The organism is Psychrobacter sp. PSi21 (assembly GCF_054960615.1).
Genome location: NZ_JBHNYR010000012.1, coordinates 1 through 23,475 on the forward strand (window position 1 = coordinate 1; position 23,475 = coordinate 23,475).

Below are 23,475 nucleotides of genomic sequence, written 5' to 3' on the forward strand. Positions count from 1 at the left end.
ATGTACTATCGTTCATTGTAAAATGAATTGAAGACACGCCCTAGACATCACCTACTTTTACGACAGTTTTACCGAAGTTGTTGCCATTTAGCATGTCAAAGAAGGCTTGCGGCGCGCTGGCCAGACCGTCTGCTTGGTGTTCGATGGTTTTAACCGCGCCTGACTCGACCCAGTTGCTCATGGTGTCTAAAAATTCTGGGAAGCGATCGCCATACTCTTCAAAGATGATAAAGCCTTTTACCGTGAGGCGCTGTTTTAAGATGGTGCCCATCAGTAAGCTCAAGCGGTCTTTGCCATCTGGCAGCTCGGTACTGTTGTACTGTGATACCAAGCCGCAAACGGGAATGCGTGCATGCGCGTTAAGTAAAGGCAGTACCGCGTCAAAGACTTTGCCGCCGACGTTTTCATAATAGATATCGATACCATCGGTGCAAGCGTCTTTGAGCTGCTCGGCAAAATCGTCCGCATGGTGATCGAGGCAGACATCAAAGCCAAGCTCATCGACTGCGTAAGCGCATTTTTGCGCGCCGCCTGCCACGCCAACCACACGTAGGCCTTTTTGCTTACCCACTTGTCCGACCGTAGCACCAACAGGGCCAGTAGCCGCTGCGACTACTAAGGTCTCGCCTGCTTGCGGCTTACCGATATCGGTCAAGCCCATATAACCAGTGAAACCAGGCATACCCAATACCCCAAGACCATAGGATGGGTTGGACATGTTTTTATCCAGTTTTAGTACCCCTTCGCCATCACTGACGCTATAGTCTTGCCATCCTGATTGTGAAACCACAAGATCACCAGCGGCAAAATCAGCTACATTGGAGTCGACCACCTGCGCTACCGTACCGCCCATCATCACATCACCAACTTCTAAGGGGTCAGCGTAGCTTTTGGCGTCACTCATACGTCCGCGCATGTATGGATCGAGCGACAGATAAACCGTGCGCAGTAGCATTTGGTTGTCACCAATGGTGGGAATCTCGCTGGTGGTCAGCTCAAAGTTGTCCGCGCTTGGTGCGCCGTGCGGGCGGCTGGCCAGTTTGATTTGGCGATTGTATTGTTCATTTTGTTCTTGTTCAAAACTTAATGTATCAAAGCTCATGGTCGTGCTCCTTATTATTATTGGCTCGTACTATTATTGATTCGTATGATGAGTCGGGCGTAGCAGTCAAACGCCGAGATATAAACCGCAGCGCTGACACCAAGCGCCTTATACCGCGCGTTGTAAAATACGACGCGAGACGGTTAAATCATTACTACCATGCTCGCCCAGCGCGACCATTTCATGCGCTTCTAACTGCTTGACGATAGGGTCGATGGCGCTTTCATTAAGATCGGCATCTTGCAAGCTGATAGGCAAGCCAAGCTCGCGGAAGAAGTTTTCGGTATACACAATGGCGGTTTCGATGACGGTGTCATCATCCATATCCGTGTCAGTGATGTTCCAAACGTTGCGAGCATACTGTAGCAGCTTGTCTTTTTTACTGTCTTTAAGCTCACGCATGACCGATGGCAAGAGGATGGTCAAGGTGCGGGCATGGTCGATGCTGTGCAGTGAGGTCAGCTCGTGACCAATCATGTGCGTGGTCCAGTCTTGCGGTACGCCAGTCCCGATCAGGCCATTTAGCGCCATGGTCGCTGTCCACATGATGTTTTTGCGGGTTTCTAAGTTGTCTGGGTCTTGCTTGACCACCAAACCTTCATCAATAAGGATTTTCAAAAGGCTTTCAGCAAACGCATCTTGTACTTTGGCATTGACAGGGTAAGTCAGGTATTGCTCAACCACGTGTACAAAGGCATCGGCAACGCCATTCATCACCTGACGCTCAGGTAAGGTCAATGTTTTGGCAGGATCAAGAATAGAAAACTTAGGAAACGCCAGTTGGCTACGGAACGGCAGTTTTGCTTGACGCTCACTGTAGTTGATGACGCCGCCTGAGTTCATCTCAGAGCCTGTTGCAGGAATGGTAAGCACCGCACCCAAGTCAAGGGCGCTGTCGATGTTACTGCAATAGCTGGTCAAGGCATCCCACGCTTGCTGGCGTGATACGGTGCCGTCATCTTCGGTCAATGACGATACCAGCGCTACAAATTTGCTGCCATCAATGACAGAGCCGCCGCCCACAGCCAATAAAAAATCAATATCGTGTTCATTGACCATATCGGCCGCTTTGAGCAGGGTAGTAAACTCTGGGTTTGGCTCAATACCGCCAAACTCAAAGACCGTACGTGAGCCGTTTTCTGCCAGTGCGTCTTTGACTTCATCAAGCGTGCCAGTACGCTGTGCTGAGCCGCCGCCATAAGTGATCAGGACGCGAGCGTCTGTAGGTACTAACTCAGACAGCTGCTTGATCTGGCCTTCACCAAAAACGATACGGACAGGGTTGTAATATTGGAAGTTATTCATAACATCCTAATTTTTTTAAACAAAAAATATAGCGGGTACAGGATCATGTCAAATGATGATCAGGTAGCTGGTCGCCGCTGTGATAGTGCGCATTGTACATCAATTAGACCAGTCGTCTAGTGATTTTTACAAAACTGTCGTATAAGCACTAACAATGGGAGATGGTCTGTGAAAGGTTAAACAATCATAAACAGTGTGAGCTGCTTACTGACAAGGATAGGTATAGACAGGGCAGCACGCTGCGTAGATGGCTGTCAGCCTTGCAGAAAGGCTGGTTGCTGCCAATGCGGCATATCTACGTGTTTATTGATACACGAGTAGATGCGCGCTGTGATCAACGTCCCAGCTGCGTGGTGGTCATTTGCCAAACTTCTGCCAATGGCGTGTTGGTCTGGCTAAACTTTGCCACCAAGCTGGCCCCCAGCCATGCAAAATACCAGCGCTTGGCGATACTCTCAGCGGCAATATTGTCTTGCGACGGGATAGAGTTGTCCGCCCAGCCTGCTTTGATCTGCTTTGCCAGCCAGCCGATGATTTGCTGATAGCCTGCGTCCAAGGCTTTGCGCATCGGCTCAGAAATATCAGCGACCTCCGCACTCAATTTGACAACCAAGCATTTATCATAGTCGCAGCCGTTTTGCTGGGTGTCATACCAGCTTTGAAAGTAATTATAAATCTTTTGCTGCGCGCTGATATCTAGTATTTCTAGTGCTTGCAGGCGTGCTTTATATTGCTCAAAGTATCGACTGAGAATGGCTTCTCCAAAGGCTTCTTTTGACGCAAAGTAATGATAAAAAGACCCTTTAGGCACCCCTGCGGTATCTAATATCTGTTTGATACCCACCGCAGTAAAGCCCTTTTGCGAGATCAGCTGTGAGGCAACGGCTAAAAGATGCGCCTTGGTATCTAACGGTATTTTGGCTTGAGGTGCAGGCATGGAAGTCATGTTCTCCTAAAATAAATGTGATGGGCAGTTGACGCAATGTAGACCAAGTCTGCTGTTGAAAAAGCAGCGTCAAGGCCGCCCCTATGGACTTGTACTGCGCCAAATATAGAACGCCATTCTACAAGCGTTACGTTTTTTCAACAATGTTTATTGATAAAGCGTTCTGATTCAATCACTAGCTACGTTACCATTAGACCAGTCGTCTATCAAGGCATGGCTAGTGATGCCATAGCGAGCAACACAAACCAAGTACAGTTGCACCAGACTGATCACAACTATCAATAACAAAGTAGATAATATAAGGATAATGATGACAACACAGCAGAATAACAGCGCATATACCAATATGGCCTATCGTGATTTTGACCTGCAATATATCGCAGGCAAGTGGCAGCAAGGTCAAGATGATAGCGTCAATACCGATACCAATCCTTATGATGGAGAGACGCTCGTCAAGATTCAACAAGCCACGGATAAACAGCTTGACGAGGCCTACCAAGCGGCCACCGCAGCGCAGCAAGACTGGGCACAACAAACGCCAGCCGCGCGTGCTGCCGTGTTGTACAAAGCCGTTACCATCTTAGATCAGCGCCAAGATGAAATCGTCGATTGGTTGATTAAAGAGTCGGGTAGTACGCGTATCAAAGCGATGGCTGAGTTTAGCAATGCCCGTGCCATCACCCTTGAGTCTGCGAGCTTTCCAAACCGAGTCCATGGTGAGATCCGCCCCTCAAACACGGCTGGAAAAGAAAACTACATCTATCGTGAGCCGCTGGGTGTCATCGCCGTTATCAGCCCATGGAACTTCCCGCTACATCTGACCCAACGCTCAATTGCTCCTGCATTGGCGCTTGGTAACGCCGTTGTACTCAAGCCTGCCAGCGATACTCCTGTGACAGGCGGACTACTGCTCGCCAAAGTATTTGAAGAAGCAGGGCTACCACAAGGACTGCTAAACGTCGTGGTCGGCTCAGGTAGCGAGATTGGCGATGCCATCGTTACGCATGATATTCCAAGTCTGGTCTCGTTTACAGGGTCAACGTCCGTCGGTCAACATATCGGTGAGCTGGCAAATGGTGGCGACTACATCAAGCAAGTGGCACTAGAGCTGGGTGGTAACAGTCCTTTCGTAGTGCTCAAAGATGCCGACATTGAGCAAGCGGTGAAAGCCGCCGTCTTTGGCAAGTTTTTACATCAAGGTCAGATCTGTATTGCTATTAACCGTATCATCGTCGAAGATGAGGTTTATGATGCGTTTGTAGAGCGTTTTCTAGCGCATGTCAAAATGCTGAACGTCGGTGATCCTAGCAAGAAAGACACTGCCGTTGGCCCCATCATCAACGAAAAACAAGTCAAATCTCTAAAAGATAAAATCCAAACAGCTCAAGAAGAAGGGGCTAACATGATTTTGAGTGGTGATATTAATGACCAAGTGGTGCCACCGCATATCTTTACAGAGGTCACGCGTGAGATGGATTTATCGCGTAACGAAGTCTTTGGGCCATTGGTGGGTATCATTCGCGCCGCTGATGAAGCAGAGGTACTGTCTATCGCAAACGATTCTATGTATGGTCTGTCCAGTGCTGTCTTTACCAGTGATATGGCCACAGGCTTACGCTTTGCCCGCGGTATCAAAGCAGGCATGACGCACATCAATGATATCTCGGTCAATGATGAAAGCAATGTCCCATTTGGCGGTGAGAAAAACTCAGGTATTGGCCGTTTTAATGGTGAATGGGTACTAGAAGAGTTCACCAGAACCCATTGGATCTCTGTGCAGAACGTGCCGCGCCAGTATCCATTTTAGAACATATCCTAATCAGTGCCAGTTGTTATTATCATAAAAAAACCGCCCTCATGTGGCGGTTTTTTTTGGGCTGATACTGGGGCGACTGCGCTTTGGTTGTGATCAGTCTTTGTGTTTAAAGCCGAGTAAAGCTTCGATCTCCTCGACGGTCATGTGTCTGACCAATGCTTGCTCCTCTACTGATAAGCGGTTGGTATGCTCTTTGATCATGACGTAGATACCACGTGCCACTTCAGAGGTGGTAGCGTAATACATTTGCGGGGATTCTTGGGTCAGTTGTACCAAAAATTTATTAACCAGTTTGCGTTTGGCGGCGGGGTCGTTTTCTGTGCTCATAGTGATCTCCTGATAATCAATCAGTATAGCGATAAATAATGTCGGCTTGGGCAGTATCTGAGGGCAAATCCTAAGCCTTTATCAAAACCAATACAATGGGCACTCAAGGCCGACTGACAAGTTGTCTTTTTTATTTACTGGTAAGCTTTATGTAATGATTGTTAAGTCCTTGTTATAAGTCATGCCTGTTTCTGGGGTTTGCTCAAGAATTGTGTTACATATGACCGCACTTACCATTAAGGGCGCGTATCGTCAGTGACAAAACGATACCCATACGATAAATCATAACAGAGTAAGCGCCTGCTTATGGTCACTGCTGGTGGCATTGTGCTGTCAGCATGTGCTTTTTTGTTTTTAACTTTTGGACTTGAGGACACTACCGCTTATGAGTAACGGTTCACGCTCTACCATTTTATTGCCGGTCTTTATACCCGCCGCAGTGATTATGCTGCTTTTGGTCATCGGTACGTCGATCAACCCTGATGCCGCAGGAGCTTTGTTCAGTGATGTGCTGAGCTTTACCACGGAGACGTTCGGCTGGTTTTATATGCTGGCAGTGGCGCTATTTTTGCTGTTTATTATTGTGCTGGCATTTTCGTCTTATGGCAATATCAAGCTGGGTCCTGATCATGGAGATGCAGAATACGGCTTTCTAGAATGGTTTGCCATGCTGTTCTCTGCAGGTTACGGCATTGCCTTATTGTTTTATGGAGTTGCCGAGCCCGTCATGCATTTTTCCAGTCCGCCCATGTCAGATCCGCAGACGATCGCGGCGGCAAAAGAGGCGATGCAGATTGCTTATTTTCACTGGGGTTTTCATATCTGGGCAATTTATGGCGTGGTGGGCTTATCTTTAGCCTATTTTGCGTTTCGTCATGGTTTGCCACTCTCGATACGCTCGACACTATATCCGATCATCGGTGATAAGATTCATGGTCCGATCGGACATACGGTCGATGTGTTTGCGATATTGGGTACGATGTTTGGTATTGCCACCAGTCTTGGCTTGTCGGTATCACAGATTAATGCCGGTCTAAATTATCTGTTGCCTGATATGATTCCGATGAACACGATGGTACAGGTCATTGCTATTGCACTGGTGACTGCTGCTGCCTTGGTATCAGTATTAGCAGGGATGGATAAAGGTGTAAAACGCTTGTCTATCTTAAATATGGTATTGGCCACCGCGCTGATGGTGTTTGTCTTTATTGTGGGCCCGACCATTTTTATCTTAAATGCCTTTATGGAAAATACAGGCAGTTATTTGGGTAATATTGTTGAGCGTACCTTTAGCTTGCAGGCGTATGAAAGTAGCGATTGGATCGGTAGCTGGACGCTGTTTATCTTTGCGTGGACGATTGCGTGGGCGCCGTTTGTCGGTCTGTTTATTGCCAAAATCAGCCGTGGTCGTACCATCCGTGAGTTTGTATTGGGTGTGATGCTGGTACCAACATTCTTTACTTTCTTTTGGTTTTCGGTATTTGGGGACACCGCACTACATATGATCATGGTTGATGGTTATAACTCACTCATCAATGATGTACAGAACAATCAAGCGATCGCCTTGTTTAAGCTGCTAGAGAGACTGCCGTTTACTGAATTTGTGTCTTCATTGACTATCTTATTGATCATCACGTTTTTTGTGACCTCATCGGATTCTGGCTCGTTGGTGATCGATTCACTTGCTGCTGGCGGTCGTAGTGACACGCCATGGTGGCAGCGCAGTTTTTGGGTAGTGACCGAAGGCGCGGTTGCCGCCGTACTGTTGATCGCAGGTGGCCTAACGGCACTGCAAACCGCCGCTATCGTGAGTGCGCTACCGTTCGCAGTGATTATTCTCATCTCGATGTTTGGTATGTGGCGCGCGCTACGTATTGAGGGGCATCGTGACCAGAGCCTCGATAACAACAATCGCTTGCCGCCGCATCTACTTAAGTCTTCGGCATGGCGTGATCGTATTGATTACATCACCAACCAGCCGACGCGTGATAAGGTGCTCAGCTATATCAAAGAGGTGGTCATGCCGTCTATGGAAGAAGTTTCAGAAAAGTTTTCAGAGACGGGCTGGCTGCCTAAAGTCACTTATGATGATCTCAATAATCGCGCCGTTCTTGAGCTCGGTCGCGGTGAGGATGTTGAATTTTGGTACGAGGTGCGCTTATCCGAGCATGATGCGCCCGATTATTATACTGAAGCGGACGTGGATAAACTGCCACAGGAGCACCATTATCGCGCTGAAGTATACTTGCGCCGCGGTGGTCAAACGTATGACTTATATGGCTATCAATCTGAAGCGGTGATCAATGATATTATCGATCAGTTTGAAAAATATCTACATTTCTTAAATGTCTCGCCAGATAGCCTACCGTGGCGTATGGCGGAGCATGATGAAGACTTGACGCTAGAGCAGGGCAGTGTGTTGGATAAATGAGATATTTACCACACATATAAGACAGACAATGTGAGCAAGTGATTTACGTTAATCGCTTGCAATAAATGCAGTATTGCTTAGAATAACGGCTTGTTTTCCTTGCCATTCAAGCCGTTTTTTTATGTCTATTGATACCACAACGCCCGTACATACGCTGTTGAAACCACTGGATATTGGTGGGTTACAACTTGAAAACCGTTTGATGGTCGCACCCATGGCAGGTGTGACGGACAACCCCTTTCGTAGGTTGTGCAAATCCTTTGGCGCAGGTCATGCCGTCAGTGAAATGATCATCGCTGATACAGCGCTCTATGCACGCAAAAAATCCCTATACCGTGCCAATTTTGATAATGAGATTGCGCCTATCTCTGCCCAAATCGCAGGCGCTGAACCTGATAAATTGGCACAGGCGGCGCGTTATCAGATTGATAATGGCGCGCAGATCATCGACATCAATATGGGTTGTCCTGCCAAAAAGGTCTGTCGCAAGCTGGCAGGTTCAGCACTGCTGCAAGATGAGGACTTGGTGGCACGGCTGCTTGATGCGGCCGTCAATGCGGTTGATGCGCCTGTGACCTTAAAAACGCGATTGGGCTTTGAGAATGGTCGCGAGAATATTTTGAGAGTGGCTAAGCGTGCTGAACAAGCGGGCATTGCTGCCATTGCCATTCATGGGCGTACCCGTGAGGATATGTATACAGGCGAGGCGCGCTACGAGCTCATACGCGAGGTCAAAGACAGCATCAGCATACCTGTGATTGCCAATGGTGATATCGACAGTCCGCAAAAAGCGCAGCATGTTTATGAGATGACAGGCTGCGATGCGGTGATGATTGGACGCGCCGCTCAGGGGCAGCCATGGATATTTCGCGATATCGAGCACTTTTTGCGCACAGGCGAGCTGCTGGATGCGCCAAGCGTCGCTGAGATCAAAGAGATTGTCCTCACGCACTTGCAAGAGCTGTACGGTTTTTATGGTGAATACTCAGGATGCCGTATCGCGCGCAAACACATCGCGTGGTATACGACGGGCATTCCCAACTCGAATGCGTTTCGTCAAGCCATGTACGGTGAGGAGAGCACCGCAGGTCAGTTTGCTGCTGTTGAAACCTTTTTAAACGAACATACTGAGTAACAGCTATCACGTTATAGCTATAGCAGACAATGTTTACTCAACGTGCTTTTGAGGTGAGGTAGGTGGCTGTTTAGCCGCCGCTACTGTTTTTTCCTTATTTTTACTTTGCCATGGAAAGCGGCCTTCCAGCTCCACTTGTAGTGATAGGCTTAAAAAGGTACGGATTAAGACAATCAGTCCGAGCACCAACACGCCACGCAGCGTCGGCTCCGTCACCACGGTAGCCATGATATCAGCGGCAATCAGCACCTCAAGCCCTAACAAAATGGACTTGCCAACGGCTTGTCTGATACTCACATAAGTCTGCTCGGTAAAATGGCCAATGGATGATATGGTTTTATAAAAGGCATACACCAAGCCCAGTACCATAATCATGACGCCAACAAACTCAATGATTTTGGCAATAGAATCAATATAGTGGGTTAAAGTGGCTATCAAAAAAATATCCTCGCTAGTGCGCTGCGGCGCTGATCTTTATGTTCTAGGGCCGCCATTATCGTTGTGTGGTGATGCAAAAAGCCGTTTAAAACATGGTATTGACCCACCAAGTTTATGTATCAGACCTAAGTGCCAAATACCCGCCATAATATCCAAAAAATACCTGCCATAACGATGGCGATAATCAATAGCCGTTTTGCCCAAAAGGGCAGTAGCGGTTTTTTGTAGCCTAGACCATCAAGCTGCTGATTCAGTCCTGTCTTTAAACCATTAAAGTCTTGTACCGCAGGAGTAGTCTTGACACGACTTTTGATTAGGTCGCTGGTATCGCTGTCGGCCTCATGTTCTCGATCAAAGCTTAAGGCTTTGTTAGAAATACCCTGCTTGTTGGCAATGGTGTTAAGCTGCTGTTGCTGTTTGACCTTGAGCTGATTTTCATAAGCATCGATACGGGTTTTGGCCTCTTCCATACTGATGTTTTCATCGTGGGCAAGCGTTTTGATCGCCATCACCAGATTGTTTTTTTCGACCATCATGATGACCGCCTTGGGCAGTTTGGCGCTTTTGTGTTTGGAGCTGGGGTCAGGGTTAAACATGATGATCCTTATGATGAGCAAGAAGCCGTGTCTGGTCGATTTTTTATTATAGCAATTTTATGGGTGTCAAAAGCGCTGCACCATGAATCGTGACAATGTTGATAAGCTTATTAACAAACGACCAAAAAAATACCGCCATCACAATCATGATGGCGGTAGGTTAGCTTGGCAATAGCGTTGCCAGCTTATTGGTCGTTCCAGCGCTGAATGGCTTCATGGATGACTTTTTTGGCTTCTTCTACGTCGCCCCATGACTCAACCACAGTCGTACCTGGTTTTTTCAGGTCTTTGTAATGGTTGAAGTGGTACTCAAGCTGATTGATGATTTGTTTTGGTAGGTCATCAAGGCTGTTGAACGCGTTACCGTTGTTGCGGTCATCCGCAGGTACGACGACGATTTTGTCGTCAACTTCGCCATCATCAACAAACTTCATCACACCGATCACTTTGGCTTTTAAGAAAACGCCAGTGGTCAATGGTTGCTCAGTGATGATCAACAAATCAAGCTCATCGCCGTCTTCGTCAAGTGTTTGTGGGATGAAGCCGTAGTTGCAAGGCTTAGCAAAAATCTGTGGGTCAATACGGTCAAGCTCAAATACTGCCAACTCGCGGTTCCATTCGATTTTGTGGCTGCTGCCAGTTGGGATCTCAACGACTGCGTTGATGATGCCGCCGTCTACGTCGCCTGCGTCTAAAATCTTATTAAAATCGGCCATACAATGCTCCTGTTTGCTTTTGTTATTGAGGGGTGTGTCTAAAAGTAAGTGAGGTGCTGCCGCGTCACTACCAGTGTGCGCAGTGCTTTTGGTCAGCGCCAGTTTATATCGCCTGCGAGTATAGCAAGTTTGTGGCGATTTTTCTCGTTCTGCTTAATTCCAAGCAGGTAAGATATTATGCAAAATACGACTCAATCATAAAAAAAGGGCATAAGGGCGGTAGTGACGCTCTGATGATCTTATTTTTTGGCGGCGATGCGGCGCAGTGCAATGCTGCCAGCATGGCGCTGGGCGATATTGTCAATCAGTCGTGCGCTCACCTCAGCTTGTGGCATTTGACCCAGTGCTGCAAAGTCAGCCAAGCGTAGCATTTGCATGCCTGCATAGCCGCAAGGGTTAATGGCATTAAAGGCGGCTAAGTCGCAATCGACATTGAGCGCGATACCGTGATAGCTAAAGCCGTGTTTGATTTTAAAGCCCAATGAAGCGATTTTGCCTATCATGATGGCTGACTCTGCAGGCTCGGTTGACCCATCAGTATCAGTATCTGCATCAGCAGCTGTGCTGTCAGCATACAGATAGACACCTGGCGCGTCACGGCGGGCATGGGCACGAATGGAGGTTTGTTGCTTGCTTGCAGGATACGCGCTGATTAGCTCATTGGCGACATCCTCTATGGCTTGTTCGGCATGTGATACCAAGTCGCGTACACCCCAGCCCAAGCTGTGCAAATCAAACAGCCAATAGATCACCAGTTGCCCATGACCATGCCACGTGACTTGTCCGCCGCGATCGGTTTTGATAATGGGGGTGTCGGTATGCTGCAAGATATGTTCTTCTTTTCCTGCCTGCCCCAAGGTGTAGACATCGTTATGATCGACGATCCATAGCTCATCAGGGGTACGTGTATGGTGCTCTTTTTTGAGTGCAATACGCTCAAGGGTACGCTGCAGCATTGCCTCGTGCGTGGTGTTGTAATCAGCGGCCACAAAAGTTTTGCTGATCAGCATGTCGCTATTGGTCAATGCGGTATGAGTCGTTGCAGTATTATCTGGCATCTTGTCGTTGTGGTTATGGGCGTGGTCATGGGTGTTGTTATGAGAATGGGTATTTGGCATGGTGATTCGGCTTTTTATAATCAAAGAAGCAAAAAACAGTAACAAACGCCTGAGGTTAGGCATGATGATGCGCGGCGAAACAGGCTGGCGTGGCGATTGATACAGGCTATATACGGCTGCGGCTCAGTGTAGCAGTTTTTTCTGGACGTACCCAGCAGTTAATCAGGGTCAATTCTTTATACACTTGATACGTGCGGACTGCAAACGGCCGCATCATTGTCACGGTACTGCGCATTTTGCGTCACTGAAAGCTACTTTTCATTTAGCAGGCAATCAGCTACATTAAATAATAACTATAAAAGGAATATCCCATGACCGATGACCGTCACAGTCGCCTTACTGAGCCGCATACTGGTGCGGCGCTGCCAGCAGTCAGCACCATACAGACAGACGAACAGCTACAAGCACAATTTTTACGGTTACAAGTCCTCAGTCGCAGCCAGCCTATATTGGATTGGGGCACCCGCGCCGCGCAGCTGGACAATTTAGAGGCCATGCTTAGTGACAATCAAGCCAGCTTTGCAAAAGCCATCAATGCTGACTTTGGTCATCGCAGTGAATCTGAGACTCAGTTTGCCGAGTTGTTCCCCAGTTTTGCGGGCATCAGTCATGCCAAAAAACATGGCAAGGTGTGGATGAAGACCCGCCGCGCCAATATCTCGGCGCTGTACTTGCCTGCCCACAATGAGATTCAGCCGCAGCCGCTAGGTGTGGTTGGTATCATGGTGCCATGGAATTACCCCTTGTATTTGGCGATTGGGCCGATGATTGATGCCTTGACAGCAGGCAATCGTATCATGATCAAAATGAGTGAGGCTGCGCCGCAATTTGCCCAAAGCTTTGCCAAAGCAGTGGCGCATTATTTTTCTGCCGATATGGTCTGTGTGGTGCTGGGTGAGGTTGATATTGCTGAGGCCTTTAGCCGCTTGCCGTTTGATCATCTGTTATATACAGGATCAACAGCGGTCGGCAAAAAGATCATGGCCGCGGCCGCACCCAATTTGACACCGGTTACGCTTGAGCTTGGTGGTAAGTCGCCGGTTATCGTCACTGATAATGTCAATTTAGAAAACGTGGTCAATCGCATCATGATGGGCAAAACGCTAAACGCAGGACAAACCTGTATTGCCCCTGATTATGTGCTGATCCATAGGCAGTATCACCAAGCCTTTATCACCCTTGCTAAGCAGTGGCTACAAAAGCACTATCCGAACATTCATGACAATCCCGACTATTCCTATATCATCAACGATGCCCAGTATCAGCGTGTCCAAGGCTATCTGGCACAGCTGCCTACCGAGCGTATCCATCATATAAGCGCAGCGACTGCTGACGCCAATACACGCTTCATGCCGCCCCTTATTGTTACTGAACCTGAACTCGATAGCGAGGTGATGCAGCACGAGATTTTTGCCCCGATTTTGCCATTGGTACATATTGACAAACTCACTGATGCCATTGAGTTTGTCAATGCGCGACCACGACCACTGGCGCTGTATGTGTTTAGTCAAGATGATCGTTTGGTTGATAGGGTGCGTCACCATACGGTATCAGGCGGTGTTTGTGTCAATGAAGTCATCGTCCATGTGGCACAGCATGATTTGCCCTTTGGCGGCGTGGGTCATTCAGGTATGGGGGCTTACCACGGTAAAGCAGGGTTTGAGCGCTTGAGCCATATGAAGCCTGTGTTCGTCCAGTCAAAAATCAATGGCATGAATCTGCTGTTGCCGCCTTATGGAGAGCTGTTTAGAAAGGCGATGGCATTCCTGTTGAAATAACCGTTATGTCACTACGGCAGTGCTCAAAGAAACGGTGTGTCTCTACATACACAATCAATAACATAAAACCAATCGTTTATGTCCCTGATTAAAGAATAATTCATTGTGCTTATTTGATTATCATCGTAAGATAAGTCTATGATTTTACAAAAAATATAGCAAACAAAAGACGATAATATGCCCATTTATTATTCCATTCTACATCACACACATGAGCAACCGATGATGACAACTCATTTGCCCTATATGTAATACTGATATCTGGTCGCAAAGCTTTTTAAAAAGGAAATAACATGCCAGTAAAACGCCCCAATCCTCATTCAAATCGCTCATTGTCCTCACATTGGATCAAAAATGTCAGCGCTTTTGGCGTGACCAGCGTGTTAAGTGCAGGCCTGTTGCTGGCTTGTGGACAGATGAGTAATGCAGAAGGCAATAAAGCAACCTCCGATAACAACGCTCATAGCGCACAAAGCGACAGCCAAAACAGCGGCGTGACCCGCTCACGTGACATGCTGCCCTCAGACATGTTGGCACAAATGGAAGCCATGCCGCAGCTGACCGACGGTCTAGGAGATAAGGGCGCAGCGGTGATTGATAGCAACAAGCCAACGCTAGTAAAATTTTGGGCCAGCTGGTGTCCGCTGTGTCTGGGTACTTTGGAGGAAACCGAAGACTGGCGCATGGATCCAAAGTTTGCGGGGCTCAATGTGGTGACCGTTGCCAGTCCTGGGCACTTAAATGAAAAAGCTGATGGCGAATTTGCCTCATGGTATCAGGGCGTACAGGCTGATTATCCCAATCTGCCTGTGCTCACTGACCCATCAGGGAAACTGATTGACAAGCTTGGCGTACAAGTGTATCCCAGCTGGGCCATATTGGATAAAAAAGGCAACTTGGTACACTTGGTCAAAGGTAACTTAACCCGTCAGCAAGCGTATGCCCTAGCTGAGAACGCAGACAATGACTTTGCCGATCTTAAAAAAGGCCGCGCCAAACCTGCCAATGCCGAGACACTGGCCAATAACGACAAAATTGAAACCACCAAGCAAAAAGATGGCGTGTATTACAATGCACAAGGTAAGCCAATCAATACCCGCACCATTTATCTGGCAGGCGGCTGTTTTTGGGGTATTGAAGCCTATATGGAGCGTGTAGACGGCGTGGTCGATGCGGTGTCAGGCTATGCCAATGGTGATACAGCCAATCCAAGCTACGAGCAGGTGATTCGCGGTTCAGGTCATGCTGAGACGGTTAAGGTCACTTATGATGCTGATAAGACCGATCTTGACACCATTTTGAAGTATTACTTCCGCGTTATTGACCCAACCAGCCTAAACAAGCAAGGCAATGATCGCGGCGTGCAGTATCGTACTGGTATTTATTATACCGATCCTGCTGATGAGGCAGTGATCGAAGCTGCCATCGCTCAGCAGCAAAGCAAATATGAGCAAAACATCGTGGTCGAGGATCAGCCGCTGGACAACTTCTATTTGGCTGAGATGTATCATCAAGATTATTTGGCCAAAAACCCCAATGGCTATTGTCACGTGGATTTAAGCCTTGCCGATGACCAACCTACAGGCACCAGCACCAAGCTTGCGCCAGCCGATACCGTAGCTGCAACGCTAGCGCCCAAACGCTATGCCAATTTTGATAAAAACGCACTCAAAAACACCTTAACCAAGGCACAATATGACATCACGCAAAACGAGGGAACCGAGCGCGCCTTTAGTCATGAGTACGATCATCTGTTTGCCCCCGGCATCTATGTCGATGTGGTCAGCGGTGAGCCTTTGTTTTTATCGACTGACAAATATGACTCAGGCTGCGGTTGGCCCAGCTTTACCAAGCCCATTGATCCGCAAGTGATTACCGAACACAAGGATACAGCCTTTAACATGGTGCGCACTGAAGTACGCTCACGCGTGGCGGATTCGCACCTAGGCCATGTGTTCCCTGATGGTCCTAAAGATCGCGGTGGCCTGCGTTATTGTATCAATGGCGGCGCGCTACAATTTATTCCTGTGTCAGTGATGCCGCAGTCCGGCTATGCGCCATTGGTCAAGCTGGTGAAATAGCAGTTTTGCTGAACAATGGCTAACCCATAATAATCAAAGACGCTAGGGGATGACCTTGGCGTCTTTTTTGTGCTTTTGGGTATGATGAAGTGGGCTGATACGATCAACCGTTTTACACACGAGCGTTTCAAACAACGGGCGGCAATCGCAGGAGTTTTGCGGTATATCTGTGGCCAGCTCTGCAAAAGCGGACAAACTTCGTTATACTTGACGGCCTATCTATGATATAGCGCTATGATGTCGCGTTTGCGATATTGACTTTTTATTTTTGCATTTAAGGCTGTGACATGACGGTTACCCATGCACCTATCATCACCTCGTTACTTGATAACGATTTGTACAAATTCACCATGCTACAAGCCATGTTGCATCAGTTCCCGCAAACCCATGGCGTGTACCGCTTTCGTTGCCGCAATAATAAAGAGACCGCTTATCCACTGGCGGATATCAAAGAGGCGCTAGAGCAGCAGCTTGACCATTTATGTGAGCTGCGGTTCACGCAAGATGAGTTGGATTATTTGCGCCGTTTGCGCTTTATCCGTTCTGATTTTGTCGATTATCTAGAGCTGTTTAAGCTCAAACGCCGCTTTATCACGGTCAGTAGTGACAGCAAGAACCGTTTGTGTATCGATATCGAAGGGCCGATGATTCAGGCGATGTTTTTTGAGGTGTTTGTACTGGCCATCGTCAATGAGCTGTATTTTAACGCCTTATCTGACCCCAGCGTCCTTGTTGAAGGGCAACAACGCTTAGATGACAAAGTGGCGCTGATGCACGAATATGCCCAGCAGCAAACGGAAGGAAAACCGCCATTTATCGTGGCTGATTTTGGCACGCGTCGCCGCTTTAGCAAAAGCTGGCAGGCCCATGTGGTTGAGACACTCCGCCGCGCTGAGCCGACGATGTTTAGTGGTACATCCAACGTTTATTTGGCCAAGACCTTGAATATTACCCCGATAGGCACGATGGCACACGAATTTATGCAGGCCTTTCAGGCGCTCGATGTTCGGCTGCGTGATTCACAAAAAGCGGCGTTAGAAGCATGGGTACATGAATATCGCGGCGACTTGGGAATCGCGCTAACTGACGTGGTCGGGATGGATGCGTTCTTGCGCGATTTTGATTTGTATTTTGCCAAGCTATTTGATGGTTTGCGCCACGACAGCGGCGACCCGTACGTATGGGGCGACAAAGCTGTGGCACATTATGAGATGCTAAAAATTGATCCAAAAACCAAGATTTTAACTTTTAGTGATGGGCTAGATTTAGAAAAGGCGTGGGAGCTGCACCGCTATTTTAAAGATCGTATTAGAACCAGCTTCGGTATCGGCACCAACTTGACCAATGATATGGGCATCACACCGATTAATATTGTATTAAAATTGGTCGAGTGTAATGGACAGCCAGTGGCTAAGCTATCTGATAGCCCTGGCAAAACCATGATTAACAATGACACGTATTTGGCCTATCTGCGCCAAGTGTTTGAGATTGATAAACCTGAATAAAGCGCATCTGAGTTTAGAGACACGCCCTAGGCCAGTTGGTTAAGACTCGCTGGTGTTTGTTTTTGGCTCATCAGCAAAAGCAGCATCTAATGCTTGTTGCACCGCATTGATACGGGTTTCGCAGACACGGTAAGCGGCGATAGATTCTTCAACCGTGGTCATCAGGTTATCAATGTCAGGCTCATCTTGCTGCTGTAGTTCAGTGGCATTGGTTTTTAAAATATCATAGGCCGCCTTAAAGGTTTTCGGGGCGGCTTTTTTGCGTCTTTTGGGTGTGGTGCTCATGGGGTGTCCTTATGATTCAAGTCATTAATAGGGTTGTCAATAAAATTGTTGAGATCAACGTAATCAATATAAAAATAGAATAAGTCGCGCTGGTTTCTAACTGCTTTCAGCCATCGGTATTTTTTGCACGATAATTTTGCGATACATACCGCCAAAGAGCAGTGGCTTGTCCTCGATGACCACTGTATGGTCTTGATGTTGTTGTATGGCCTCAAAGCTGACGCCAATGTCTGTGCCCAGCAGCCCAATCACGGGTCTGGCGGCGCGTTTTAATACTGACAGCTTGCCGTTTTTGGGTAAAAATTTATCAAAAATGATGATGCGACCATCTGGTTTTAGGACGCGGAGCATTTGCGCAAAACAGGCATCAGCATCAGGAACGACTGACAGAATTAAGCTGGCAACCACAACATCAAAGCGGTTGTCCTCAAAGCTCAACTGCTGCGCGTCCATGGGTAAAAACTGAATATCAGTATGCGCAAATTTTTGCCGTGCTTGATTCAGCATGGCCTCTGAGTAGTCAATAGCGGTGATATTGACCGTCTCATGGTCGATATGTGCCAAGTCGGCACCCGTTCCGACACCGACAAATAAGATGTCTTGCCCTGCCTGCCAGTACTGTTGGCCGTTATTATCGAATAGGGTTTTGCGCGCGGTCAAAAAAGGCCCTGAGTCAAACACCTTGTCATATACAGGCGACCACGCTTTATAGATCAATGCATTCCACGAATTGTTCATGGCCTCTCCATTTTTGCTTGTGATATGTCTGTTAGTAAGACGGTGCTGTATCTAGTGACTCAGTGTCTGTCACACGCGCTTGAATCTGCCCATCTTTTAGCGTGATGGTGATGGTATCTTGATCCGCTGCGTCATGAATGCTACTGATATAGCGCGCATCATTTTGTATCAGCGCATAACCTTGCCGTAGCACACGGGTTGGCTGATGTAATAAAACAATATCGCGCAGATGCGAGGTGTGCTGCTGGGCGCGCCAAATCTGCTGCTGTGCATTTTGCAGGAGTGACTCTTGGTGGTTTTTACTACGAGTCGCGGCGTTTGTGAGCTGCTGAAACGCTAAGGTTTGTGTCTGCGTGTATCGCTCAGTGGTTACTCTGGCGGCTTGTTTTACTTGGCGCTGAGCGCTTTGCTGGATACTGCGCCATGCATAATCACTGTCTTTTTGCAGCGCGGTCAGTAGGCCGATCGTTTGCGATTGTATGTGGCTCAGCTGGCGTGTGCTTTGTTGTTCAGCCGTAGTGAGTTGGCGCTGAGCGGCTTGCTTAATCTGCGCCTGATAGTGTAGCGTCTGCGTGACGAGCTGCGCCAAATGATTCTGTATAGCGGCGATCACCTTTGAGGGCGTATCAAAACTGGTATGCGCCACTTCATCTAGGATGACGCGGTCACGCTCATGACCGATACCGACCCAAACAGGCACAGCCTGCTCAGCCACCAAAGCGGCAAGCTCGTAATCATTGAGATAAGCCAAATCACCGACCGCGCCGCCGCCACGAATAATCACCAACAAGTCAGGCAAGTGCTGATAAGTATCATAAAACTGCTGATGGGCGCCGACGATGGCTTGGCGTATCTCCGCAGGCGCATGGTTGCCCTGAAAGGTGGCATGATGATAATGAAACTGACAAGCACCTGCACGGGCTAGGCGATCTGCGTCGGCTTGAAAGTCGCCAAGACCAGCCGCTTTTTCGGGTGCGATGACCAGCACGTGCTCGATATCAAAGGGCGTCGGTACTTGCTGGTTTAAATGCAATAGCCCTTCGCCTGTTAAGCGGTCGACCATCTGGGCGTATTGCCGTGCTAAGTCTCCTAGCGTATAGCTGGGGTCGATGTCTTCAATGGTGAGTGAAAAGCCATACTGCGCATGAAACCCTGCCGATACTTTCAGCAGGACGGTCAGGTCACGCTCAAGCGCCATCCCCATTGCGCGTTCAAACTTAGCCAATACCCGTGCCGCTTTAAAGCGCCACAGGTTACCGCGGCAGCTGGCGATGACTTTGCCATCGTCGTCTTTTTCTGCCAATTCAAAATAATAGTGACCACCTTTACTAGACAGATTACGGATTTCGGCCTTGACCCAGACACGGTGGTCAAAGGTTTGCTTGATGACCATCTCAACCGCTGACAAATAGTCACTCAGACGCAAAACAGTGTTTTCTAGCGCGTCGTCATCTGCTGCCAGCTCTGCCTCCAACGTAGACAAGTCTTTGGTAGGGGCGGTGGTTTTTGTAGCGTTTAAGGGTGCCAAATTGGGTTTGCGCATGAGAATCGGCCATGTCAAAAAAGCGTAAAAATAAAATATCAGAATAAAATGATTATAGCAGCGCGTAGCCTAAAAGCATGCTATCAAAAAGTAAAGCCAATCGCACTGTGAATAAGATCATGTCACAACGCTATTGGCTTATTGTTATGCAGTGGCAGGTCATGAATCATCATGCAAAAGAAAGTGTACTGCATCATCGTACTGGTGAGTAACCGTATGGCTTTTGAGTGACTCGCTTACTGACAGCGAAAGCTAATGCTGTATTCAAAGTCGTCATCGCGTGACAAGTTGGGCGACCCTGTACCAAAAATAGAGCTAACCACGGCACCGACTTGTCCGACCACACGTCCTGCACGCTCATCTAAGATGCCATTATATGTGAGCTCATCATTGACCACGATCACTTGACGCGAGCGGCAGGTGTTTTTGGCGCTATCAAGGGCATTTTGCTGTGCTTTGACTTTGGTTGAGCCTAACCCTGTGGTTTCATAGATAGCATTGGCACGCTGGATGACAGGGGAAGATGGCGTACTTTGGCAAGCACTTAAGGTCAGTGCGGCGGCAAGGGCAGCGCTCATAGTGGCAGCTTTGGTCATCGTGTGCATAGTCGGTTCCTGTTTGTTGTTCATCGTGTTGATCGTGTTGGGCTTGGTCAATAGTGGCTGAATGAGGGTTATTAAAGACGGCAATAAAGACAGCAGCGGTAACAAACGATTTTGCTCAGTGCTTGCCATCGCGCTAATAAATGTCTAATCAGCGAGTGATATCCGTAAAGCCACATAAGTCTAGTGTTATTGGATTGTCAATCTAACCTACTTATCATCAGAGCGTCTAGGGCGTTATTGTGTGCGGTGTTACGCTCATGTTTCCTGATTTAGACGCCTAAAAAATCAACAATGCCTCATAAAAGAGACGTCAGACACAGCAAATGACTTGAAATATCACCCATATCTAGGATAATTGACCCATCCTTTTTAAATCAGAACCCTTATTATGCCACTTATTCCTGCTCCTGCTGGCGTGCTCGAAGTCGACGCGCTATGGCAAAAAGACGACCCCAATCATCCAGATGTCGACACTGTCGCGCTGCTTTGTCATCCCAATCCTTTATTTGAAGGGACGATGAATAACAAAGTGGTCACCACCATGTACCGCTTTGCCCGCGACAGTGGCATGCATGTGGTGCGTTTTAACTTTCGCGGGGTTGGACAGTCCACAGGAGAGCACGACTATGCGGACGGCGAAGTGATTGATGCCATGACCGTGTTACAATGGATCGCCAGCCAAACCAGTGCCCGCAAAGTATGGCTGGGCGGATTTTCGTTCGGCGGCTACGTGACTGCACGCGCCGCTGAGCAATTGCTGATCTCGCCGCATATCTGGGGTCTTAGTGATTTTGAGATTGATAAGGTCGCCCTCATTGCACCATCGATTGAAAAAAACAATGCTGACGACATTGACTTGCCGATTGATGACACCTTTGAGATTTATGGCAATGCCGATGAAGTCATCGACCCTGCCAGTATGCAGGCCTTTGCTGACAGATTGGGTATTGCGGTGAGTGTTGTCGATGGTGCAGGGCACTTTTTTCACGGCCGTCTGTCTGAGCTTAAGCGCTTACTTGAGCAGCATTCGCTAGGTACAGCTGACTGAGCATGCGTGATCAGTGCGACCAATTTGCACATAAAACCCAAGCCACATGCGTCAATAGACTGACGTCATGTCCACTTTTTATCCAATGATGAGTCATATTATGCCATTATCCCCATTGCAGCGTTACGAAAAAGCCATCAGTACCGATGACTTTACCCGTGACGAGCAGCAGTACCAGGCCATGAGCTACCTTGATGATTTGTATCATCAAATAAACGCAGGCGTCGAACAAAAAAAGGGCTTTTTTAGCTTCTTAAAAGCCAAGCCTGTCGCGCCCAAAGGTTTGTATATGTGGGGAGGCGTTGGTCGTGGCAAGACGTGGATGATGGACATGTTTTATGAGTCTTTGACCAATCCGCGTAAGATGCGCCAGCATTTTCATCATTTTATGAAGCAGGTGCACCACGAGCTAAACAGCATTCAAGGCGAAACCAACCCGCTAGAAAAAGTCGCTGACATCTTTCACAGTAAGGCAGTGGTGATCTGTTTTGATGAGTTTTTTGTCTCAAACGTCTCTGACGCGATGATTCTGGGTGATCTGTTCACCATGCTCTTCGATCGTGGTATCACCTTGGTCGCCACGTCCAATATTCAGCCTTCAGGCTTATATAAAGACGGCTTGCACCGCGACCGTTTTTTGCCTGCGATTGCTGAAGTGGAGCGTCACACCACGGTCATGAATATCGACTCTGGTATTGATTATCGCTTGCGGGTATTGCAGCAAGCCGAGCTGTACAAATCACCACTGACCAAAGCCAATCATCACTGGCTTGCCAACCGCTTTGCCAGCCTGTCCAACAATCTTAAAATCAGTAAGGATCCCATCACGATAAATGGTCGCGAAATTGACATCAACGCTTGCACGGGTACGATGTTATATTGTGACTTTCGCAGCCTTTGTATGCAGCCGCGCTCTGCTGCAGACTTTATTGAGCTGGCCAACCGCTATAGCACGGTATTGGTCGACTCTGTACCTGCGCTGACTGATGAATACCGAGATCCGACGCGCCGTTTTATTTACTTGGTTGATGAGTTTTATGATCGCCGCGTCAAACTGCTGGTACGTGCCGAGCAGTCGATATTAGAGTTGTATCAAGGCGAAAAATTGGCCTTTGAGATTGAGCGAACCCGCTCACGGCTGCTTGAGATGCAGTCAGAAGATTATCTAAAAATACCGCATCGCTTGGATGGCACGGAATAGCCATTCATCGTGATCGGCAGTCAACATCATTCACACTAATAATAAAATAATAAGGAATATCCATGGACACCGCAGACAACAATAATGACCGTCATGACGATAACAGTAATGACTTACCTTCTGTACCTGCCGCGGCTGCGTCAGAAAATACCCAAGTCACCGATGAGCAAATTATTAACTGGATAAAATCCAGACGCAGTATTGGTAACTTGAATATCCCAGCACCGTCGCAAGCGCAAATACGTGCTGCGATCGACTGCGCCGTAACGGCACCTGACCATAAAAAATTGCAGCCATGGCGCTTTATCATCACCGAAGGCAACGCCCGTCACGAGCTGGGCCGTGCTTTTGTGACTGCCGCAGAAGAGCAAGCTCAGCGTGAGGGCGAGGTGCTGTCTGACAAAGCGCGCCAAAAAACCAAAAACATGCCCCTGCGCGCGCCTGTCATCATCACGGTGGTCACGCAGATGCAAGAACACAAAAAAGTGCCGCCATTTGAGCAAATGCTCAGCGCAGGCGCTGCGGTACAAAACCTTATTTTGGCACTCAAAGCCCAAGGATTTAGCACCGTATGGCGTACGGGACTGCTGTGTAATGAGCCTGCAGTGAAGCGCTATTTTGGTGTGGGTGAGGATGATTATGTCACGGCTTTTGTTTATACGGGCAGCAGCCCTTGTGACACCCCAACGCGTAAGCCTATCGATATCGAACCGCTGCTGCGCTTTGAGTCTTAATCACCACACCACCCCATGCGCCATATA

21 protein-coding genes are annotated in these 23,475 nt (G+C 48.1%); 9 read left to right on the forward strand and 12 right to left on the reverse strand.

Going from position 1 to position 23,475, the window contains the following annotated elements:
- Window positions 1-40 precede the first annotated feature (40 nt).
- The 3 genes from ACFI32_RS09360 to ACFI32_RS09370 all read right to left on the reverse strand — a co-directional run bounded on the left by ACFI32_RS09360 (window position 41) and on the right by ACFI32_RS09370 (window position 3,353).
- Window positions 41-1,102 carry an NADP-dependent oxidoreductase gene (locus ACFI32_RS09360; RefSeq protein WP_462626289.1) on the reverse strand — a complete coding sequence of 354 codons (1,062 nt, stop codon included), beginning with the start codon at window positions 1,100-1,102 and terminating at the stop codon, window positions 41-43.
- Between the two features lie 108 nt (window positions 1,103-1,210).
- The gene (locus tag ACFI32_RS09365; protein WP_462626291.1) at window positions 1,211-2,407 is read right to left on the reverse strand and encodes an iron-containing alcohol dehydrogenase; all 1,197 of its coding nucleotides are present in this window, start codon (window positions 2,405-2,407) and stop codon (window positions 1,211-1,213) included.
- A gap of 334 nt (window positions 2,408-2,741) precedes the next feature.
- The gene (locus ACFI32_RS09370; protein WP_462626292.1) at window positions 2,742-3,353 is read right to left on the reverse strand and encodes a TetR/AcrR family transcriptional regulator; all 612 of its coding nucleotides are present in this window, start codon (window positions 3,351-3,353) and stop codon (window positions 2,742-2,744) included.
- Between the two features lie 310 nt (window positions 3,354-3,663).
- On the opposite strand from ACFI32_RS09370, the gene ACFI32_RS09375 reads away from it, so the two are divergent.
- Window positions 3,664-5,160, forward strand: coding sequence for an aldehyde dehydrogenase family protein (locus ACFI32_RS09375; protein ID WP_462626294.1), 1,497 nt, complete (start codon window positions 3,664-3,666; stop codon window positions 5,158-5,160).
- Window positions 5,161-5,262: 102 nt separating this feature from the next.
- Here ACFI32_RS09375 and ACFI32_RS09380 read toward each other — a convergent pair whose 3' ends face one another.
- Window positions 5,263-5,496, reverse strand: coding sequence for a hypothetical protein (locus tag ACFI32_RS09380; protein WP_462626296.1), 234 nt, complete (start codon window positions 5,494-5,496; stop codon window positions 5,263-5,265).
- 385 nt (window positions 5,497-5,881) lie between these two features.
- Here ACFI32_RS09380 and ACFI32_RS09385 point away from each other — a divergent pair, with 385 nt between their 5' ends.
- Both ACFI32_RS09385 and dusB read left to right on the forward strand, forming a co-directional pair.
- Entirely contained in the window at window positions 5,882-7,927 is a 2,046-nt protein-coding gene (locus ACFI32_RS09385) for a BCCT family transporter (protein ID WP_462626297.1), read from the forward strand.
- Between the two features lie 121 nt (window positions 7,928-8,048).
- Complete coding sequence (dusB, locus tag ACFI32_RS09390) at window positions 8,049-9,062, forward strand: tRNA dihydrouridine synthase DusB (RefSeq protein WP_462626298.1); 1,014 nt, start codon at window positions 8,049-8,051, stop codon at window positions 9,060-9,062.
- A 33-nt stretch (window positions 9,063-9,095) separates the two neighbouring features.
- Here the strand turns inward: dusB and ACFI32_RS09395 are convergent, their stop codons facing one another.
- The 4 genes from ACFI32_RS09395 to lipB form a co-directional block, all read right to left on the reverse strand.
- Window positions 9,096-9,500, reverse strand: a complete 405-nt coding sequence (locus tag ACFI32_RS09395; RefSeq protein WP_462626299.1) for a DUF1622 domain-containing protein — start codon at window positions 9,498-9,500, stop codon at window positions 9,096-9,098.
- Between the two features lie 125 nt (window positions 9,501-9,625).
- Window positions 9,626-10,096, reverse strand: a complete 471-nt coding sequence (locus ACFI32_RS09400; protein WP_462626300.1) for a hypothetical protein — start codon at window positions 10,094-10,096, stop codon at window positions 9,626-9,628.
- A gap of 185 nt (window positions 10,097-10,281) precedes the next feature.
- Window positions 10,282-10,812: an inorganic diphosphatase gene (locus ACFI32_RS09405; RefSeq protein WP_462626301.1), complete on the reverse strand. Its 531-nt coding sequence runs from the start codon at window positions 10,810-10,812 to the stop codon at window positions 10,282-10,284.
- A gap of 239 nt (window positions 10,813-11,051) precedes the next feature.
- Window positions 11,052-11,870 (reverse strand): lipoyl(octanoyl) transferase LipB, encoded by an 819-nt coding sequence (lipB, locus tag ACFI32_RS09410; RefSeq protein WP_462626406.1) that lies wholly within the window; start codon window positions 11,868-11,870, stop codon window positions 11,052-11,054.
- Between the two features lie 371 nt (window positions 11,871-12,241).
- On the opposite strand from lipB, the gene ACFI32_RS09415 reads away from it, so the two are divergent.
- The 3 genes from ACFI32_RS09415 (at window position 12,242) to pncB (ending at window position 17,294) form a co-directional block, all read left to right on the forward strand.
- Entirely contained in the window at window positions 12,242-13,708 is a 1,467-nt protein-coding gene (locus ACFI32_RS09415; RefSeq protein ID WP_462626302.1) for a coniferyl aldehyde dehydrogenase, read from the forward strand.
- 293 nt (window positions 13,709-14,001) lie between these two features.
- On the forward strand, window positions 14,002-15,789 hold the full coding sequence (gene msrAB, locus ACFI32_RS09420) for a bifunctional peptide-methionine (S)-S-oxide reductase MsrA/peptide-methionine (R)-S-oxide reductase MsrB (protein WP_462626304.1): 1,788 nt from the start codon (window positions 14,002-14,004) through the stop codon (window positions 15,787-15,789).
- Window positions 15,790-16,076: 287 nt separating this feature from the next.
- On the forward strand, window positions 16,077-17,294 hold the full coding sequence (pncB, locus tag ACFI32_RS09425; RefSeq protein WP_462626306.1) for a nicotinate phosphoribosyltransferase: 1,218 nt from the start codon (window positions 16,077-16,079) through the stop codon (window positions 17,292-17,294).
- A 39-nt stretch (window positions 17,295-17,333) separates the two neighbouring features.
- Here the strand turns inward: pncB and xseB are convergent, their stop codons facing one another.
- The 4 genes from xseB to ACFI32_RS09445 form a co-directional block, all read right to left on the reverse strand.
- A complete protein-coding gene (gene xseB / locus ACFI32_RS09430; protein WP_462626307.1) occupies window positions 17,334-17,579 on the reverse strand; it encodes an exodeoxyribonuclease VII small subunit in 246 nt (81 codons plus the stop codon).
- Between the two features lie 96 nt (window positions 17,580-17,675).
- On the reverse strand, window positions 17,676-18,317 hold the full coding sequence (locus ACFI32_RS09435; RefSeq protein WP_462626309.1) for a class I SAM-dependent methyltransferase: 642 nt from the start codon (window positions 18,315-18,317) through the stop codon (window positions 17,676-17,678).
- A gap of 31 nt (window positions 18,318-18,348) precedes the next feature.
- Window positions 18,349-19,860, reverse strand: coding sequence for an exodeoxyribonuclease VII large subunit (xseA, locus tag ACFI32_RS09440; RefSeq protein ID WP_462626311.1), 1,512 nt, complete (start codon window positions 19,858-19,860; stop codon window positions 18,349-18,351).
- 236 nt (window positions 19,861-20,096) lie between these two features.
- Window positions 20,097-20,438 carry a hypothetical protein gene (locus ACFI32_RS09445; protein WP_462626407.1) on the reverse strand — a complete coding sequence of 114 codons (342 nt, stop codon included), beginning with the start codon at window positions 20,436-20,438 and terminating at the stop codon, window positions 20,097-20,099.
- Window positions 20,439-20,853: 415 nt separating this feature from the next.
- Between ACFI32_RS09445 and ACFI32_RS09450 the strand changes: the two genes are divergently transcribed.
- The 3 genes from ACFI32_RS09450 to ACFI32_RS09460 all read left to right on the forward strand — a co-directional run bounded on the left by ACFI32_RS09450 (window position 20,854) and on the right by ACFI32_RS09460 (window position 23,448).
- Window positions 20,854-21,513 carry an alpha/beta hydrolase gene (locus ACFI32_RS09450; RefSeq protein WP_462626313.1) on the forward strand — a complete coding sequence of 220 codons (660 nt, stop codon included), beginning with the start codon at window positions 20,854-20,856 and terminating at the stop codon, window positions 21,511-21,513.
- A gap of 100 nt (window positions 21,514-21,613) precedes the next feature.
- Window positions 21,614-22,714, forward strand: a complete 1,101-nt coding sequence (zapE, locus tag ACFI32_RS09455; protein WP_462626315.1) for a cell division protein ZapE — start codon at window positions 21,614-21,616, stop codon at window positions 22,712-22,714.
- A gap of 62 nt (window positions 22,715-22,776) precedes the next feature.
- Window positions 22,777-23,448 carry a nitroreductase family protein gene (locus tag ACFI32_RS09460; RefSeq protein WP_462626316.1) on the forward strand — a complete coding sequence of 224 codons (672 nt, stop codon included), beginning with the start codon at window positions 22,777-22,779 and terminating at the stop codon, window positions 23,446-23,448.
- The last annotated feature ends 27 nt before the right edge of the window (window positions 23,449-23,475 follow it).